Genomic DNA, 15,235 nt, shown 5'->3' with positions numbered 1-15,235 from the left:
GCCGCGTCGTTGCTAACGTCAATCAGGCGAAAAACGTCACACCCGCAGCTGGTTATAATCGCCGAGGCTTAGGTCGTCGGGGGTGCCGGCCACGGTGGCGAAGTTGCCCACCATCGAGTTGGTGATAACCACATTCAGCAGCGAGGCCGACTGCTGCACAATGGAATTGCTCAGGCGGGTGTCGCGCACGTTGGCGTGGGCGCCCAGGCTCACGTGCGGGCCCACCACCGAGTTGGTGATGACGGCGCCTTCGCCCACATACACCGGCTCGATGAGCACCGAGTTGGTGATAGTGGCCGACTCGTGCACCAGCGACTCGCCGCGCTCCTTGAGGTACTCCAGGTAGCGCTGGTTGGTGAACACAGTGGCGTCCTTGTTGCCGCAGTCGAGCCACTCGGTTACGCGGCCGGGCACGAACACCATGCCTTTGTTCTTCATGTTTTCGAGGGCGTTGGTGAGCTGGTACTCGCCTTTGTCCTTGATGTCGTTGTCGAGCAGGTACTGCAGCTCGCTGCGCAGGTACTCGCCGTCCTGGAAGTAGTAAATGCCGATGATGGCCAGGTCCGACACGAATTCCTGGGGCTTCTCCACGAATTCCGTAATCTGGCCCTGCTCGTTGAGCTTCACCACGCCGAAGGGCTTGGGGTCGTCTACCTTCTGCACCCAAATGGTGCCGGGCACACTCGAGTCGAGCACGAAATCAGCCTTGAAAAGCGTATCGGCGAAGGCTACTACCAGCGGGCCGCTCAGGCTTTCCTGGGCGCACAGAATGGCGTGGGCGGTACCCAGCGGCTCATCCTGATACACGATGGTGCCCTTGGCGCCCACCGATTCGGCAATCTTCACCAGGCTTTTCTCTACTTCGGTGCCGAAGCGGCCAATGATGAAAGCGACTTCGTCCACGGGCTCGCCGCACACCTTGGCAATGTCTTCAACGAGGCGCTGCACAATGGGCTTGCCGGCAATGGGCACCAGCGGTTTGGGAACGGTGAGGGTGTGGGGGCGCATGCGCTTGCCCATGCCGGCCATCGGGACGATAATCTTCATGCTTGTTGCTTAGGTATCAGTTGTTGGTTGTCAGTTTTTCGTTGTCAGGTAGCGGTTGTAGTTGTCAGTTCTTTCAGGATGTCAGTGCCTAACGACTGACAACGAAAAACGGACAACTAACACTTAACGCCCCGTACTCCCATACCCACCGGCCCCGCGTTGGGTTTCGCTCAGGGTTTCGGTGGGCTGCCAGGCAATGGTTTCGTGTTTGGCAACTATCAGTTGGGCAATGCGTTCGCCGTCGTTCACCACGAAGGGCTCGTTTGATAAATTCACGAGCAGTACTTTGATTTCACCCCGGTAGTCGGCGTCAATCGTACCTGGGCTGTTCACCAGGCCGATGCCGTGCTTGTAAGCCAGACCGCTACGGGGCCGAATCTGGGCTTCGTAGCCGACGGGGATTTCCAGGCTCAGGCCGGTGGGAATAAGGGCGCGCTCGAGCGGGCCGAGCGTGACGGGTGCGGCCAGGTGGGCGCGCAGGTCGAGGCCGGCGGCGTGGGGCGTCTGGTATTCGGGCAGCGGGTGGGCCGACTGGTTGATAACGGGGATGAGCATGCGAACGGGCAGGGGAGGAGAACGGGCAAATATAGAGCAGCGGCTATTGTGGGAAGCGAGCGGGGCAGCCAAGGCCCGCCGACAGCGGGCCACATTACCGCGAGGGGCCCGCCACTACCGCGCCGCAAACATAAAGCCGCTACCAGACTGCCAGCAGCCGCCGCACATTCACCCCGTTTTATACGGTCTGGAGCAATTTCCCGGCAACGTCGAGGGGCTGTTCGAACTTCTCCCGCAGCTTTTGGCTGGCGTTGCGAATTACCGGCCCACCGTGGCCAAACACGGCTTGGTCGAATGGCTTGGCCGCAACTTTCAGCAGGCTTTGCTGGCCCAACGTAATGTCTTCGTACACGGTGCTGTAGGCGAGGCCGAACACGTTAGCGCAGATGTCGCCGGCAATCAGCACGCCTTCTTGCTCGAGGAGCAAGGCCATGTGCCCCGCGCTGTGGCCCGGTGTATGAAGTACCCGCAACCCGCCGGCAGTGGCAATCAGGGCATTGTCGGCCACCCGCTCATCAATGCTGATGGGCGGAATCTGGCTGCTCACGCCGTTGATAAAAAAGCGGAACACCAGCCGGTTCACCAGCCCCGGGGTGAGGTAGCGCGGCCGCTCGCCGCCACCCTGCTCCAGAATGTCGGCATCGGCCGCGTGCGCCACCACGCGGGCCCCGAGCCGCTGCTGCAGGTCGGCGGCACTGCCGGCGTGGTCGGGGTGCCAGTGGGTGAGCACAATGCGGGTGATGTCCTCCGGACGCTTGCCGCCCTTGCGCACGGCCGCAAACAACTTGTCGGCGCTGCCGGGCAAGCCGGTATCCACCAGGGTCAGCCCGTCGTCGCCGGTTAGCAGGAAGACATTAGCCGCGCCCAGGCTAATTTGGTACAGGCTCTCGGTTATCTGTTTCATGTAGGTAGATTTTGCAGGCAGCCAAGGTACAGGGCCCACGGCCCAAACGCCATGTAGTTGCTGTCGTCAAGGCTTTACAAAAACGTACGTCACCGTTTCGATGCCTCCCTCGCTGGTGATGTTGTTCACGGTGCTATTCTTTATCTCGTAGCCTTCGGTGTAGAGGCTGGTGAAGATGGCGAGTAGCTGCTCAGAGTAGGCCGCCTGGTTTTTGGGAAGGCGGGGTTCCGGCACTTTCATGGTTTCCGTTTTGCCCGGTCCCCGCGAAATCGTGATGGTATTATTGCGCCCGTGAAACTGCACAACCACCAGGCTCGGCGGGCTGCCGAGAGCATTCAGGGAAATCATGGCCGTGAAAACGGCACCAAGGACTAGTTTGCGCATAGGGGAAAGGCAACGGTGTGGCGCAAAGATACCCGTGGTACCAACCGCCACACCAGCCGCTCCTGGGCACGGCAGCGGCTGGGGTTTATCGGCTACGCTTCCACTAAGCTACATGCTTCCTTGATGGTGCCCAGTGCCTCCGCGGAGGGCCAAAGCGTGCTGATGATGCTCGCGCACTATTTGGCACATTCGCCCCAGCCACTCCCGGTACTCGGCATCCTGGGCGCTGTCGTAGGCCATGCCAAATAGTTTAACTGCCATGCCGTGGTCGTTCACCATCATGGTGGTGTAGCGTTGGTCCACCTCGGCGGCGCTCATATTCCGGAGGCTGTCCACTTTTAGGCGCTGCTCCCGCATCATGGTATCCGGTGGCACCAGCCCTTTGCGCCGCATCAACGTCCGGTATTCATCGTTTATGGCCGTATGCTGCTGTACCATTTGGGTGGCGTAAGCCTTAACACGGGGGGCGGTAGCTCGTTGAGCGGCAATCTTGCCCAACTCTACTTCCATGATGCCCGCACAACCCGCCAGCGGCATAAAGAAATATGCGAAGTGGTCGAGCTGGCCTGGACCTCCTTTTTGTCCCGCTGCTGTGTTGGTTGCCTTGTCGGCCTTGTCGCTGCTGCAGGCAGCCAGTTGCAGTAAGCAAAACAAGAAAAGCGGGGTGAGATACCGAGAGTTCATAAGCAGAAGCAATCGAGAGGAACCTTGACGCTGCAATATATTTCAATAATACACTACTCCGCAAGCGTTGTTTTCATGTCGCCTAACCCAACCCCACCCCCGCCGCTCCTGGGCGCGGCAGCAGCTGAACGATGCGTCAGTTACTTCCCATGAGTAGCCGCCAAGATTCGGCCGTCCTGCTTGCTTATCTCGATATAGGCTGTTCCACCGTCCATGCCTTTGGGCAGGGAGCCTTCCACCACCCACACGCCTTTGCTGCTTAGCGTGGCCTGATAAGGCTTTTCGTTCAGCACCTTCTTGCCATAAATAGGCAGCCAGATGGCTTCGGCTATCCTTTTGGCGGTGGCAGCATCGGGCACGAACCCGCTAGCCGGTGTGTAACTCGGTGCTGCTGTGGGCTCCGGTGGCTCCACCTTCGGGGTTTGAGCTTTGACGCCGCTTGCCACTACTAGCAGCCCCACAACGAGCGTAAGAACGACTGGCTGCTTCATCCTGCAAGCTACCCCAAAACCAAACCAGCCGCCCCCAAAACGGAAGCGGCTGGCTGATGCAGTGACCCAGCGGGCGCTAGTACACCTCCTTCTGGAACCCAAAGGCCCGCAGCACGCCGCGCTGGGTGTCCTCGTCGGGGTAGTTGGCCCTGATGCTCAAGACGAGCGCGCCCAGCACCACGCGCAGCGGGGCTTCGAGGGTATTTTTCTGGCCCACGGCTTCGGAGGCCGCGCCGCGCAGCTCGCCGCTGCCTTTGGCCAGCTGGGCGTACTCGGTGGCGATGGGCTGCCAGAAGGCGGAGCCGAATTTCTTCTTGTCGTACTGGTGGGCGGTGAGGGCGGCCACCAGCTTGCCCAGCGCGCCGGCGCGGGCCGTGCGGGCGGTGGGCAGGCGGAAGTTCTTGCCCTCGCGCACGATGCCGAACTCGGCGTAATAGGCTTCGCCGCCGTCCTCGTCGTGGTCTTCGGCCAGGTAGCCTTTCACGAATTTCAGGTTTTTGGTGATGAGCTTGTCGAGCGTTTTCAAGCGGCTGGACTGGGGGCTGGTGCCGTCGCCGACCGCATCGGCGGTGCCCAGGCTGGCGGCGTAGGCGGCGGCCTGGGTGCTGAACGCGGCTTTGGTCACGAAGAGGAGCGCGGGCAGCTCGGAAGTTTGCCAGGCCTTGGCGGCGGCCACGCCCAGGGTGGCCAGGGCGAGCTGGGACTTGGGTAAACCGGCTACTTTGTTGGGCTTGGTATCGGGGGCGGCGGTAGCAGCCGAAGCTTCGGGAGTGGTAGGCGACATGGGAGTTGGGTAAAAGGGTTGGATGTGGAATGTATTTACATGTCAATGTATAGCTATTCACGCTCTTTTCCTATTCCATTTCGCCCCGCTGGCTGGGGCAGCGCTGCTGGGAGCGTCGGGGCTGCCCCATAAGGCAGCGCAGCGCTGCTCCGTGCTACGGGGCCGCCCCGTAGGGCCGCGCAGCCCTGCGCCGGTCAGTGGGGCGGCCCCAACGCATTGGGCAGCGCTGCGTGGCCTTACGGGGCGGCCCCACGGCCCCCCACCAGCCGCGACCGGGGGCGGGGGCGGCTTAGTGACACTATGCCTACTGGCTCAAATGCGCTGCTTAATCAACGCCTGCAAGTCACCTGCGTTGTCCCTCACGGCTTCAATACGGCCAACATTGCCAACCACAAAGGCTTTCAATAGGGCATTGGGACAAGGCACATGGTTGGTCTTTTCCATTTTGCCGTTGGCAATAAGCGCCTGAATGGTTCGGATGATGCCCCATGGGAAGCCCCACCAGCCTAGTAAGGCGGTGCTGATGCTGGCATCGCGGTTGAGTTTATCGAGGCAGGTCGGGCAAGCAATGGCAAACTGCTTTTTCCAAGTTGTCATCACCAAAAAGCTTATCACCTTACTGGTTAGAGCAGCGTTGAGCGGCTGCGTGGAAGAACGACAAATGGGGCACGGCTGTGCTTGGAGCAGCCCGCAGTATTTAACAATTTCCTCTTCGCTAACGACCCTGAACTGGGCATCAATGGCTCGCTCGGCTGTTTCCGTCAGGCCTCGCGTACCGAGTTCTTCCCTAAGCAGCACCAAGGCTTCTGGCCGGAGTTTGGTTGCATCCTCCGACGCTATGCGCATCAGCTTTTCATCAGAAAGCCGACGGTAGTTTTCTTTCAATGCTGCTTCTGAGACTGCCATTTGCTGTGGATGTTCCGCCAGTGTTTACTAGGGTAAAGCTAACTACTGCTACAAGCTGCCCCAAACGCCAACCCGCCGCCCCCAGGGGCAGCAGCAGCTGAATGAAACCCTAATATCTTAGCCACATGGAATCCTTGCAGCATCGCATCACCACCAACCCGCACCAGTGCGGCGGCCGGCCCTGCATTCGCGGCATGCGCATCCGTATGGCCGACGTGCTCCAGCTCTTCGCCGCTGGCCTCACCGCCGAGCAGATTCTGGCCGAAATGCCCGACCTCGAAGCGCCCGACTTGCAGGCCGCCCGGCAATGCGCCGCCCGCCAGATGGATTACCCGCGCCTGGCCGCCTGACCATCTGGATTGACGCCCACCTCTCGCCCCGCACCGCGGCTCGACTGACGGACACTTCCCAAGGCCACCCGCAAACTCAACAGCGCCAGCAGCAGCGTTAGCGGCGTGAATAGTAGCTGCTCAAGCGGGTTATTGGACGCCAGGTTGCCGGCCGTATTCACCAGGAAAAGCAGGCACATGAGCCCAAAGAATACGGTCATCACCCGTGGCGGAATCCTGATTTTTACGTAGCCGGCGCGCACGCCCACCACGACCAGCATCAGCAAGGTGATGGTAAGCGACACGGCTTCGAAGCGCAGCATTTGTGAATGGTCCTGCAGCCGACTTCCCCACACCAGGGCAAAGGGTATCACTCCGACCATCACCAGCACATGAAATAGCGTAGTGCTCAGGAAAATGGCCAATAGGCCGTGGAGCGCAAGTCGTTCGGAGAGAAGGGTCTTCATGGGGGTGCGATGCAGACCGGACACAACCTGCGAGCGGCAAGCTACCGCAAAAGCACCACCCCAGCCGCTCCTGGGCGCGGCAGCGGCTGAAGAAGCTTCAGTTTCTTATCGGTGGGTCGTGAGCATCGTCCGCGACATTTCCACATACGAATAGAAGGTCAGCACCCGCGTGAGTTGCGGTAGGAACTGGCGGAACAACTCCAATAAATCGATAGTGCTGACGCTGCCGGTGGACACCAGCAGCAGCTTGTACGGCTGGCCGTGGAGCAGGAAGCTGCTAGACCCAGCCGCTGCCGAGGGGCTGCGGTTAGCATTGGCCTCGCTTGCCTCGCAATGCGCTTGCCTCACGCTGCTGAATACCCGGCTCTAGCCAGGGTTTGAGGCCGTTTTGCGTCGCTGCGGGAGGCACCTGGCAGTAGCGGCGGGCCGGCGCAGTGCCTGGCTGGCCATAACCGCCACCGAGGTTCGTGCGTACTCTAGGCTCACCTTTCCTACATGTATGCACAAGTCAATCATTGCGATAAGCTGTTTGCTGTTGAGTCTGGCTGGCTGCGGCCAAAAGTCGACCGACGAAACCGCCACCGCTGCGACCGCGCCGACTCCTGCCGCCGAAACCGGCGTGGTGCGCACCGAGTCCGCTCCCGCCGCGTCCGCGCCTGCCGCAACGCCCGCCAAGGCAGCCCTCGATACGCAGCCCGGCCCCAAAGGCACTCAGGTGGCCCTCACTAAAGCCATTGTGCGGGGCGACATCCTCACGATGGAGCTGCAATACAGCCTTCCACCGGATGGTGCGGGTATTACGCCCATCTACACCCCCCTCGACCAGATAAACTACGTGGACGACGCTACTTCTAAAAAGTACGCCCTTCTGAAAGACCAGACCGGCACCTTCATGGCTGTGCCGTTGTATGGCGCCAACAAGAAGGAACTGCGCGTCAGCGTCGACAAAGGGGCCCCTGGTATCGCCACATTCAAGTTTCCGGCACCGCCCGCCACCAGCCAGACGGTTTCGCTGGTGGTGCCCGGTGTGGGTTCCTTCGATGGCATAGCCGTGCAGCGATGAAGGGCCTGACGAGGGCCGGCAGCCTCCTGCTCGGGGCGCTGCTGGCCGGGGCCTGCTCCCCCGACAACCAGCCGACCACCCAAACCGCCCCGCCCGCCGACGCCGGCTCACTCCTGAGCAGCGCCCCCGCCCAATCGGCCGCCCCCTCCTCGCAACCGCCGGCCGCCGGCCCTCGTCCCGCCCCGGCCGACCAAGGCCAGCGTCTCAGCGGCAGCGTGAGCGACCTGAGCGGCCTCATCAGCGACCTTGGCGGCAAGCAAACGGCGGCGGGCCTCGTCATCAACTTCAACGCCGACGTGCTGTTCGATTTCGACAAGGCCGACCTCAAGCCCGAGGCCGTGCCCACACTCGAAAAGCTGGCCCAGGTGGTGCAGCAGGCCGCCAAAAGCCGCGTGCAAATCAACGGCTACACCGATGCCAAGGGCGACGACCAGTACAACCTGAAGCTGTCGCAGCAGCGCGCCCAGGCCATTGCCGACTGGCTGCGCACCCACGCCCCCGGTGCCCCCGGCCAAACCCAGGTGAAGGGCTACGGCGAAACCAACCCCGTAGCGCCCAACACCACGCCCGATGGCCACGACAACCCCGACGGCCGCCAGCAAAACCGCCGCGTCGAAGTCATCATTTCGTAAGCGGCCCCAATTGCCAGAGCCCCGGTCGCGCCCCGCGCAGCCGGGGCTTTTTTGCGTGGTCGCCGCTGCGAGCCTCCAGCTTTGTGTACCCAGAACAAACTACCCGCCCACAAGCCGCTCCCAGGGGCGGCGGCGACTGAACGATACAGTGATACGGTTACTGGTTCGAGCCCTAACTGGACTCGAACCAAATTCCGGCAGTTGCGTTATATTTGCACTGTGACTCACTTAGGCCTTGTCGCCTTCGTTGGGCCACGACAAAGTCCCCGGTTGTACCAACCGGGGCATTTTTTTGCCCGTTAGGCTCGGATAATTCCTTGCGTACCGGCGGGAGCCGCCGATTTCAACAGTAACCCATCGAGGCTTTGGAACAGGTTGCCGAGGTTGAATTTGCGGGTGCTGCCTTTGGGGTATTCCTGCCGAAAAAGGCAATAGGTAATGGCATCGGCCGCCTGCACGAAATAAGAATGCTCGGAAGCACAGTGAAAAACGTCCTCTAGCAGGAATTGCGGGGGATTAGGACCTTTGCGCATTACGCGCAGCAGCCCACGCAGCCCGTTTGCATCGGTAGCGTCCGACATGACAGCTCCGTAGGCTTGCTGCGAGGCCAAAAACAGCTCAAATCCCTCCAGCAGCCGCTGCCAGGCGGGCAGCAGGTACGCACCATAATGTGGGAACCGCTGCTTATCCAAGCACACATTGATTATTCGAGCATTAGGAAAGAAGCCGGGCATTCCGCCCACGAAGTCACGCAGAATCTGAATCCGGGCCGTCTTGGCAATCTGCTTGTACGCCACCTGCCGGCCTGGCCGAATCAGTTCGGCACTATGAATTTCTTCTCGCTTGGCCAGTCCCGTGTGCTGCTTCACGGCCTCCCGAAATGCGGTGATGCGTTCCAGCGCCAGCTGCCACTCCTGTGCTGGCACAATCAATCCACTCAGAATAAAGTGGGGCGTATTGCTGCCATTGTAGCGACCAGGGTCGCCGCTCTCGTCTACATACATGAAATACATCGGGCCAAACCTACGCGTGGAGCCATCTCATGCCCGCCCCGGCCTCCAACCGCCACCCAGCCGCGACCGGGGGCGGCCGCGGCTGGGGAGGCTAATGATACTACGCTGACGGCGTAAAACACCGTAAAGCTCCGCTACTCCGGGACTTGATATCGCCCTGGAATGCGGCGCTCCCAATCGGCTTGTTCCGGCTTGGTTAGCGGGCCGTGTAGGGCTGGGTCAAGTTCTTGGTGACCATCGTAGCGCTTTTTGTCTACCACAAAATAGACCAGGCTATCGGGTGGCGGATGGATAATACCAAACACGTCTTTCCTGACTCTGTAGCGCCAGTATTCGCCTTTGGTCAGCACGTAGCGGTCGTTCCACTTAGCTGAATCGCAGCCGCCCGGAATGACTGGCACGCCGCCATCCCGGGGGGCGCCTCCGTGGTAGATGTTGGTGTAATCATGGCTGCCGTACCACGAGAAGGCCATCTCATCGCCTATATCAGTAGAACTGCCGTCACGGCAACTCACCAGTGCAGTCGACAGCAGCGCACTAATCACAAAACGGCAAACCAAAGCTTTCATGCAGCAAGTTAATGGCCCCCAAACGCCAACCAGCCGCGACCGGAGGCGGCAGCGGCTAAGAGAGGCTGGAGTTCCTTCTTACTGATGGGTTACCAGCGGCGTACGCGACAACTCCAAGTACGAATGGTGCGCGAACAGCTTCGTGAGCTGCCGCAGCCGCAGGTGCTGAAGCAGCATAATTGTCTTGCCGTCCTGGATTTCGCCGGTGGCTACCATGGCCAGCGCTTGGGTGAGGGGTAGTTCCAGCACTTCTATTTCTTCTTCCTCAATGCCCCCTCCGGCCAAGCGCTCAGTGCTGGCAGAGTACTCGGCCAGGTAGAAATACAGGCGTTCGGTGACCGAGCCGGGGCTCATGTAGGCCTCCAGTACCTTTTCTACGGCAGTGAGGCGGTAACCGGTTTCTTCTTCGGTTTCGCGGATAATGGCGGCATCGGGATGCTCATCGTCCAGCAAGCCGGCGCAGGTTTCGATGAGCATGCCCGTGGCGTTGCCGTTGACGAAAGTGGGCAGGCGGAATTGCCGGGTGAGGACCACCGTGTCGGCCGCCGGATTGTGTAGCAGAATGGTGGCCCCGTTGCCCCGGTCATAGGCCTCCCGCGACTGCGTTTCCCAGGTGCCGTTTTTTCGCCGGTAATCGAAAGTTATTTTACGAAGCGTGTACCAGTTATCGGATAGGACCACCTGTTCGCGCAGGTGAATGTGTTCGTTATGCAGAAGCCCTGGTTCGTTTGTGTTCATTTTTGTTTATTTGTGATTACTTGGGGTAAGTAACACTGAAACAATGAATTTTCAACTGCGCAAGCAGCGCCTGCTGGCCATTCTGGACGAGCATGGCACCCTGGAAGTGGCCGACACCGCCCGCCAGCTCCAGACCACGCCCATCACCATTCGGCGCGATTTGGCCCACCTGGCCGCCAAGGGGCTGGTGGTACGCACCCACGGCGGGGCAGTGCTGCCCCGCATAGCCAAAGACCCGGTGTCCTTTGCCCGCAAGGCTACTGCCCAGCTTGCCCAGAAGGAGCACATCTGCCGGCTGGCGGCGGCCGAGATTACCGACGGCGACACCGTTTTTATTGATTGTGGCAGCACCACCTTTCCGCTGTGTCGGCTCATTCGGCACCGCAAGCTGCGGGTGGTTACCAATTCGCTGCCCGTGCTCTTCGAGTTGGCAGGCTCGGCGGTACAGGTGGTAGTGGCGGGGGGCGAAGTTGATGCCGAGCGTCAGGCCATGCACGGCCTGGTAGCCGCCGAGCAGCTCCGGCGCTACCAGGTCGACAAGGCCTTTCTGGGCGTCGATGGCCTTTCGCTCGCCCGGGGTCTTAGTGCCAACAGCGAGCAGGAAGCCACCATCAGCTTGGCCGCTGCCGCTGCTGCCCGCCAGGTGTACCTTCTCTGCGATGCCAGCAAGCTGGAGCAGGACAAGTACTTCCAATTTGCGCCCTTGTCGTTAGTTGACACCTTGGTCACCGACGCAGGCGCCCCGCCAGCACTGCTGGCCCAGTACCGGGAAACCGGCCTGCGGGTACTGGCCTAGCCCAACTCTGCCAGCAACTTGCCCACCGCCGGGCACTACTGCTTTCCTCCCGCTATTCCGCTTCGCCCTCACCTACCCCCCAACCCCAAACCAGCCGCGACCGGGGGCGGCAGCGGCTGAGTGAAGTTGATGATACGGCAACAAAAAACCCGCCCTGGTGCGCTTGCGTCCGAAGAAGCAGAGGCGTGGCGGGTGTTGTTAAGGCTGAGAAAAAAGCTTCTACGCAGCCTGCTGGAGTGGCTTAGTTACTTCGGTCGCAGGCAGCGTCAGCAGGGCTTGGGTGCGGCCATCCGGCTGCACAAATTCTACTTCGTAAGCCTCACCTTGCGCGTGAACCAGCACCACGGTACCCAACGCACCCGCCGACAAGCCGCATTCCGGATGCGCTTGCTGCAATTGCACAATGTCTAATTCAGCAAAGGATTTCATTAGCGACTGGAGAAGTTTAGGATTCTTGTTTCAGCTTCGTGCCGGGTGGCACCTTGCCCGTCTTCAAGAGAAAGGCCAGAAACTCTTCCCGCGTCAGCGGGCCGGCTATGTGGCGGCGCTCGGCATCCTCCACCAACTCGCCCCGGCTTGTGTAATCACTCGGCCGCTTCGATGTATTGTTTGATGATGACTTCTCGGATTCGGCCATAGCTGGGGAGGTTTACAGATTCAATCACGGCTTTATGCTCGATAAGTCGAAAGTTCACCGTGACAAACTTGCGGTATTTGGTATAGCCAGTGATTTCGTACTCACCAGCCTCTCCAAGATACAACCAAGTAAGCGGAGATAATTCCAACAGCTCGGCCATCTCGTTCAATTCAATGCTGACGCTGTGTAGCCAACTCAGATTGAGCTTCCCAAAGTCAATTTCGTAGCCTTCGAACATGCGGTAAAGCTATACCTTCTTCAAGTTGATGGTGATGCGCGGATGCGCCGATGAAGCAGCAGTTTCCATGTGGCTAAGATACGAAAGCGCCGCCCCGACCCCGACCCCGGCCCCAACCGCCACACCAGCCGCCACCGGGGGTAGCAGCGGCTGGGTGATACTACCTTGCGAAAGCAGTGCCTTTCCCTATTCATTCCTCCCGCAATGTTTGACGAAGAATTCGCCGACCAACATCATTTGATGGACCCTGACATTGTCAGCGTTGAGCAACTTGTTGCGCCAAGCGTGCCCGCTTATGCTGTGTACAATGATGGGGATGCCGATAACCTGCGGTATGAACGCATCCATTTGTGGGCAATGGTTCGGCTAAAGGCCGGCGGCACTTCAATGGTCGGCCTAACGATGAATCATATCAACTACGGCGGCCATACAGAACTTGTGGGGGCTGGAGGAGAGAAATTTGTGCAATACGACACAAGAAAAGAATAGCACCAAAACGCCCAGCCGCCGCCACCGGGGGCGACAGCGGCTGGGCGATACTACAGAACGGCGTAATTCCTTTTTACGCTGCCACTGGGTTGGGCTACTGGACGACCAAGCGCTTGGTTTCGGCAGCGGCACAGCGCCACTCCGAATAGAGCTATTAGCCGGCCGCCGAAGTAGGAGCCAGGGTTTACTGTCTGATGGCCCGTTCGCAGCACGAGGGGTTCAAAAAAAGAGGCGACCGAAAATTGAACTCCTCTGTCCAAGGGACTCAAAAAAAAGACGATTGAAATTTGAGTTCCCTGGGGAGGGGGACTCAAATTTCAATCGTCTTTTTTTTGAGTCCCCCTTCTGGCCTTCCCATGCGTGCCCGGCCTGCCGCCCACGACAAGCGGCGGGACGTCCCCGCCCCCTACTCCCTTTTCGCAACTCCCTTCACCATGCGTATCGGCGGTAGCGCTGCTTCGACAAGCGGACGCCCACTGAAGCAGGACGTGCTGGATGCAATGACGGCGGCACAACTACTCCAAAGCAAGCTATCCCCAACCGCCACCCAGCCGCTACCGGGGGCAGCAGCGGCTGAGGAAACGCTAGTATCTTAGCCCTATGGAATCTTTGCAGCATCGCATCACCACCAACCCGCGCCAGTGCGGCGGCCGGCCCTGCATTCGCGGCATGCGCATCCGCGTGGCCGATGTGCTCCAGCTCTTCGCCGCTGGCCTCAGCGCCGAGCAGATTCTGGCCGAGATGCCCGACCTCGAAGCCCCCGACCTGCAAGCTGCCCTGCAATACGCCGCCCGCCAGATTGACTACCCGCGCCTTGCCGCATGACCATCTGGATTGATGCCCACCTCTCGCCCCTCATCGCGGCGTGGATAAAGTGGAAATTTCCCGTGGAGGCCGTGGCCCTTCGCACGCTGGGCCTGCGCGATGCCGAGGACGAAGAAATATTCCGGGCCGCCAAAGCTGCCGGGGCCGTTGTGCTCACCAAAGACGCCGACTTCCGGCACCTGCTCGACCGTTTCGGCCCGCCGCCCCAGGTTATCTGGCTCACCTGCGGCAACACCTCCAACGAGCGGCTGCAAGAAGTGCTGCTAGCCACTCTGCCCGCCGCAATAGGGCTGCTGGAAGCCGGCGAACCATTCGTGGAGATTGGTAACGCGCTGCCGTAAACGCTACGCCGCGTAGGCTTTGCAGGCGCGTAAATCCTCCACTTCCAAATCTGGATAGTCGGCCAGGATTTCGGCCTCCGTCATGCCGGACGCCAGGTATTCGAGTACGTTCTGCACCGGGTAGCGCAGCCCGCGCACGGTGGGCTGCCCGTGGCAGATGTTCGGGTTGATGGTAATGCGCGGATGCGCCGATGAAGCAGCAGTTTCCATGTGGCTAAGATACGAAAGCGCCGCCCCGACCCCGACCCCACCCGCCCCCCCGCCGCGACCGGGGGCGGCAGCGGCTGGCGAAGCTAGAGTGTCATTTGACCTTGCCATTAGTAGGCGTATATATTACGCCCCTTTTTATAACGTCCTGCGGAAAAACATATGAATTAGGATTTAGCGGATTGGGGGAAGCAGGTTTCTTTTTAGGGGAATGCTTGGCTTCACGTCTAGCTTGACGTTCCCTCCTTCTTTGCCCCTTTGTTTTAGCTGCTTCAATGGCTTTCAGCCCTTGTTCCTTCTGCTGATTCTCATCTAGTTCAAAAGCATAAGACCTCAAGCACTGTATTTGTACAGGAGATAAGTTGTCAAGCAACGTTAGATTATTACTTCCCAATAGCTGACATATTTTCCGAAACGGAATTTTCAGTTCCTGTTGAATAATACGTGCTTGCATGGCAGAACAATTACTCCAAATACAATTGGTAGAATGCTAAAGCTCTAAGTTATTCCTTCGCCAACTGAGCCTGGATTTTAGCAATTGAAGCTTTAGCCTCCGCAATCTTCTTTTGCTTCTCAAAACGTTCTAGCTTTTCGTCCAGTATCAGTTCGATACTCAACTTCATTGCTGGAAAAAAATCTAGGCAGTCCCTTTCGCTAAGTTCATGAATACCCTTGCTTAGGATTGAATACATAGAATTGTTTTCAACCAAGAAGCTCGGTAATCGATGTTGCAGCAATTGAATACGTTCTTTAATTCTCGATTTGTTATATAGTTCTTCATCCCAATGTGCTTCGGCTTTTTCTATCTGATGCGCTTCTTCAATTAAGTCTTCAAATACTCGACGCAAGTAGACAAAAGCCCCAATACCTACGCCATGCGATACTAAGCCTATGCCCTTGTTCAACTCATGGAATTTCTCCTTGCTAAGAATAGGCTGATACTTCCGGAAGTCCGGCAATGTTAAATCTGCCTGCGATGGATACTGTCCGACCTTAGTTACTGTGCCATTAGTCACATGAAAACTGAATAGCATTCGATGCTCTTTGACTCGTGTGCAGGCCATCTTAATATCTGATGTTACGCAGCCAGTTTGGTCAAAGTGTAGTGCATGGCTTTGAGTCCGCGCAAATAAAGT

The 15,235-nt window shown here is 59.1% G+C and carries 25 protein-coding genes; 7 read left to right on the top strand and 18 right to left on the bottom strand.

Annotation, left to right across the window (positions count from 1 at the left end; all coding sequences use genetic code 11):
- Positions 1-36 precede the first annotated feature (36 nt).
- From ABD837_RS10905 to ABD837_RS10870, 8 genes are all read right to left on the bottom strand, one after another.
- A complete protein-coding gene (locus tag ABD837_RS10905; RefSeq protein ID WP_345054066.1) occupies positions 37-1,047 on the bottom strand; it encodes a sugar phosphate nucleotidyltransferase in 1,011 nt (336 codons plus the stop codon).
- Between the two features lie 123 nt (positions 1,048-1,170).
- Entirely contained in the window at positions 1,171-1,602 is a 432-nt protein-coding gene (dut, locus tag ABD837_RS10900) for a dUTP diphosphatase (RefSeq protein WP_345054064.1), read from the bottom strand.
- A 178-nt stretch (positions 1,603-1,780) separates the two neighbouring features.
- Positions 1,781-2,506 (bottom strand): MBL fold metallo-hydrolase, encoded by a 726-nt coding sequence (locus ABD837_RS10895; protein ID WP_345054061.1) that lies wholly within the window; start codon positions 2,504-2,506, stop codon positions 1,781-1,783.
- 66 nt (positions 2,507-2,572) lie between these two features.
- Complete coding sequence (locus tag ABD837_RS10890) at positions 2,573-2,890, bottom strand: hypothetical protein (protein ID WP_345054059.1); 318 nt, start codon at positions 2,888-2,890, stop codon at positions 2,573-2,575.
- Between the two features lie 108 nt (positions 2,891-2,998).
- Entirely contained in the window at positions 2,999-3,574 is a 576-nt protein-coding gene (locus ABD837_RS10885; RefSeq protein WP_345054057.1) for a DUF4142 domain-containing protein, read from the bottom strand.
- A gap of 140 nt (positions 3,575-3,714) precedes the next feature.
- Positions 3,715-4,065, bottom strand: coding sequence for a YbbC/YhhH family protein (locus ABD837_RS10880; RefSeq protein WP_345054055.1), 351 nt, complete (start codon positions 4,063-4,065; stop codon positions 3,715-3,717).
- Between the two features lie 76 nt (positions 4,066-4,141).
- Positions 4,142-4,849: a hypothetical protein gene (locus ABD837_RS10875; protein WP_345054053.1), complete on the bottom strand. Its 708-nt coding sequence runs from the start codon at positions 4,847-4,849 to the stop codon at positions 4,142-4,144.
- Between the two features lie 312 nt (positions 4,850-5,161).
- On the bottom strand, positions 5,162-5,755 hold the full coding sequence (locus tag ABD837_RS10870) for a hypothetical protein (protein ID WP_345054051.1): 594 nt from the start codon (positions 5,753-5,755) through the stop codon (positions 5,162-5,164).
- 125 nt (positions 5,756-5,880) lie between these two features.
- On the opposite strand from ABD837_RS10870, the gene ABD837_RS10865 reads away from it, so the two are divergent.
- Positions 5,881-6,105, top strand: coding sequence for a DUF433 domain-containing protein (locus ABD837_RS10865; RefSeq protein WP_345054049.1), 225 nt, complete (start codon positions 5,881-5,883; stop codon positions 6,103-6,105).
- Here the strand turns inward: ABD837_RS10865 and ABD837_RS10860 are convergent.
- Both ABD837_RS10860 and ABD837_RS10855 read right to left on the bottom strand, forming a co-directional pair.
- The gene (locus tag ABD837_RS10860) at positions 6,084-6,551 is read right to left on the bottom strand and encodes a hypothetical protein (RefSeq protein ID WP_345054047.1); all 468 of its coding nucleotides are present in this window, start codon (positions 6,549-6,551) and stop codon (positions 6,084-6,086) included. The genes ABD837_RS10865 and ABD837_RS10860 overlap by 22 nt on opposite strands.
- Positions 6,552-6,656: 105 nt before the next feature.
- Entirely contained in the window at positions 6,657-6,899 is a 243-nt protein-coding gene (locus ABD837_RS10855; protein ID WP_345054044.1) for a hypothetical protein, read from the bottom strand.
- 151 nt (positions 6,900-7,050) lie between these two features.
- Here ABD837_RS10855 and ABD837_RS10850 point away from each other — a divergent pair, with 151 nt between their 5' ends.
- Positions 7,051-7,614, top strand: coding sequence for a hypothetical protein (locus tag ABD837_RS10850; RefSeq protein ID WP_345054042.1), 564 nt, complete (start codon positions 7,051-7,053; stop codon positions 7,612-7,614).
- The gene (locus ABD837_RS10845) at positions 7,611-8,246 is read left to right on the top strand and encodes an OmpA family protein (protein WP_345054040.1); all 636 of its coding nucleotides are present in this window, start codon (positions 7,611-7,613) and stop codon (positions 8,244-8,246) included. The genes ABD837_RS10850 and ABD837_RS10845 overlap by 4 nt, the downstream gene beginning before the upstream one ends.
- A 299-nt stretch (positions 8,247-8,545) precedes the next feature.
- Here ABD837_RS10845 and ABD837_RS10840 read toward each other — a convergent pair whose 3' ends face one another.
- The 3 genes from ABD837_RS10840 to nudK form a co-directional block, all read right to left on the bottom strand.
- Positions 8,546-9,250: a DUF3800 domain-containing protein gene (locus tag ABD837_RS10840; RefSeq protein WP_345054037.1), complete on the bottom strand. Its 705-nt coding sequence runs from the start codon at positions 9,248-9,250 to the stop codon at positions 8,546-8,548.
- 143 nt (positions 9,251-9,393) lie between these two features.
- Entirely contained in the window at positions 9,394-9,828 is a 435-nt protein-coding gene (locus ABD837_RS10835; protein WP_345054035.1) for a hypothetical protein, read from the bottom strand.
- A gap of 78 nt (positions 9,829-9,906) precedes the next feature.
- Positions 9,907-10,566: a GDP-mannose pyrophosphatase NudK gene (gene nudK / locus ABD837_RS10830; RefSeq protein ID WP_345054033.1), complete on the bottom strand. Its 660-nt coding sequence runs from the start codon at positions 10,564-10,566 to the stop codon at positions 9,907-9,909.
- A gap of 43 nt (positions 10,567-10,609) precedes the next feature.
- On the opposite strand from nudK, the gene ABD837_RS10825 reads away from it, so the two are divergent.
- Positions 10,610-11,362, top strand: coding sequence for a DeoR/GlpR family DNA-binding transcription regulator (locus ABD837_RS10825; protein ID WP_345054029.1), 753 nt, complete (start codon positions 10,610-10,612; stop codon positions 11,360-11,362).
- 219 nt (positions 11,363-11,581) lie between these two features.
- Here the strand turns inward: ABD837_RS10825 and ABD837_RS10820 are convergent, their stop codons facing one another.
- Entirely contained in the window at positions 11,582-11,791 is a 210-nt protein-coding gene (locus tag ABD837_RS10820; RefSeq protein WP_345054026.1) for a DUF4926 domain-containing protein, read from the bottom strand.
- 155 nt (positions 11,792-11,946) lie between these two features.
- Complete coding sequence (locus ABD837_RS10815) at positions 11,947-12,237, bottom strand: hypothetical protein (protein WP_345054024.1); 291 nt, start codon at positions 12,235-12,237, stop codon at positions 11,947-11,949.
- Between the two features lie 204 nt (positions 12,238-12,441).
- Here ABD837_RS10815 and ABD837_RS10810 point away from each other — a divergent pair, with 204 nt between their 5' ends.
- The 3 genes from ABD837_RS10810 (at position 12,442) to ABD837_RS10800 (ending at position 13,892) form a co-directional block, all read left to right on the top strand.
- Complete coding sequence (locus ABD837_RS10810; protein ID WP_345054021.1) at positions 12,442-12,726, top strand: hypothetical protein; 285 nt, start codon at positions 12,442-12,444, stop codon at positions 12,724-12,726.
- A gap of 600 nt (positions 12,727-13,326) precedes the next feature.
- Entirely contained in the window at positions 13,327-13,551 is a 225-nt protein-coding gene (locus ABD837_RS10805; protein WP_345054019.1) for a DUF433 domain-containing protein, read from the top strand.
- Positions 13,548-13,892, top strand: a complete 345-nt coding sequence (locus ABD837_RS10800; RefSeq protein WP_345054016.1) for a DUF5615 family PIN-like protein — start codon at positions 13,548-13,550, stop codon at positions 13,890-13,892. Before ABD837_RS10805 ends, ABD837_RS10800 begins: the two co-directional genes overlap by 4 nt.
- Before the next feature lie 3 nt (positions 13,893-13,895).
- On the opposite strand, the gene ABD837_RS10795 is transcribed toward ABD837_RS10800, so the two are convergent.
- From ABD837_RS10795 to ABD837_RS10785, 3 genes are all read right to left on the bottom strand, one after another.
- On the bottom strand, positions 13,896-14,102 hold the full coding sequence (locus tag ABD837_RS10795) for a DUF433 domain-containing protein (RefSeq protein WP_345054014.1): 207 nt from the start codon (positions 14,100-14,102) through the stop codon (positions 13,896-13,898).
- 91 nt (positions 14,103-14,193) lie between these two features.
- On the bottom strand, positions 14,194-14,553 hold the full coding sequence (locus ABD837_RS10790) for a hypothetical protein (RefSeq protein ID WP_345054011.1): 360 nt from the start codon (positions 14,551-14,553) through the stop codon (positions 14,194-14,196).
- Positions 14,554-14,602: 49 nt separating this feature from the next.
- Positions 14,603-15,235, bottom strand: a 633-nt coding sequence (locus ABD837_RS10785) for a hypothetical protein (protein ID WP_345054009.1), incomplete at its 5' end; no start/stop codon positions are given.

Origin of the sequence: Hymenobacter glaciei (assembly GCF_039539585.1) — a bacterium.
In the GTDB taxonomy this organism is placed as follows: domain Bacteria; phylum Bacteroidota; class Bacteroidia; order Cytophagales; family Hymenobacteraceae; genus Hymenobacter; species Hymenobacter glaciei.
The sequence above is the reverse complement of the archived record's forward strand: the minus strand, read 5'-3'. Positions and strand labels throughout refer to the sequence as shown.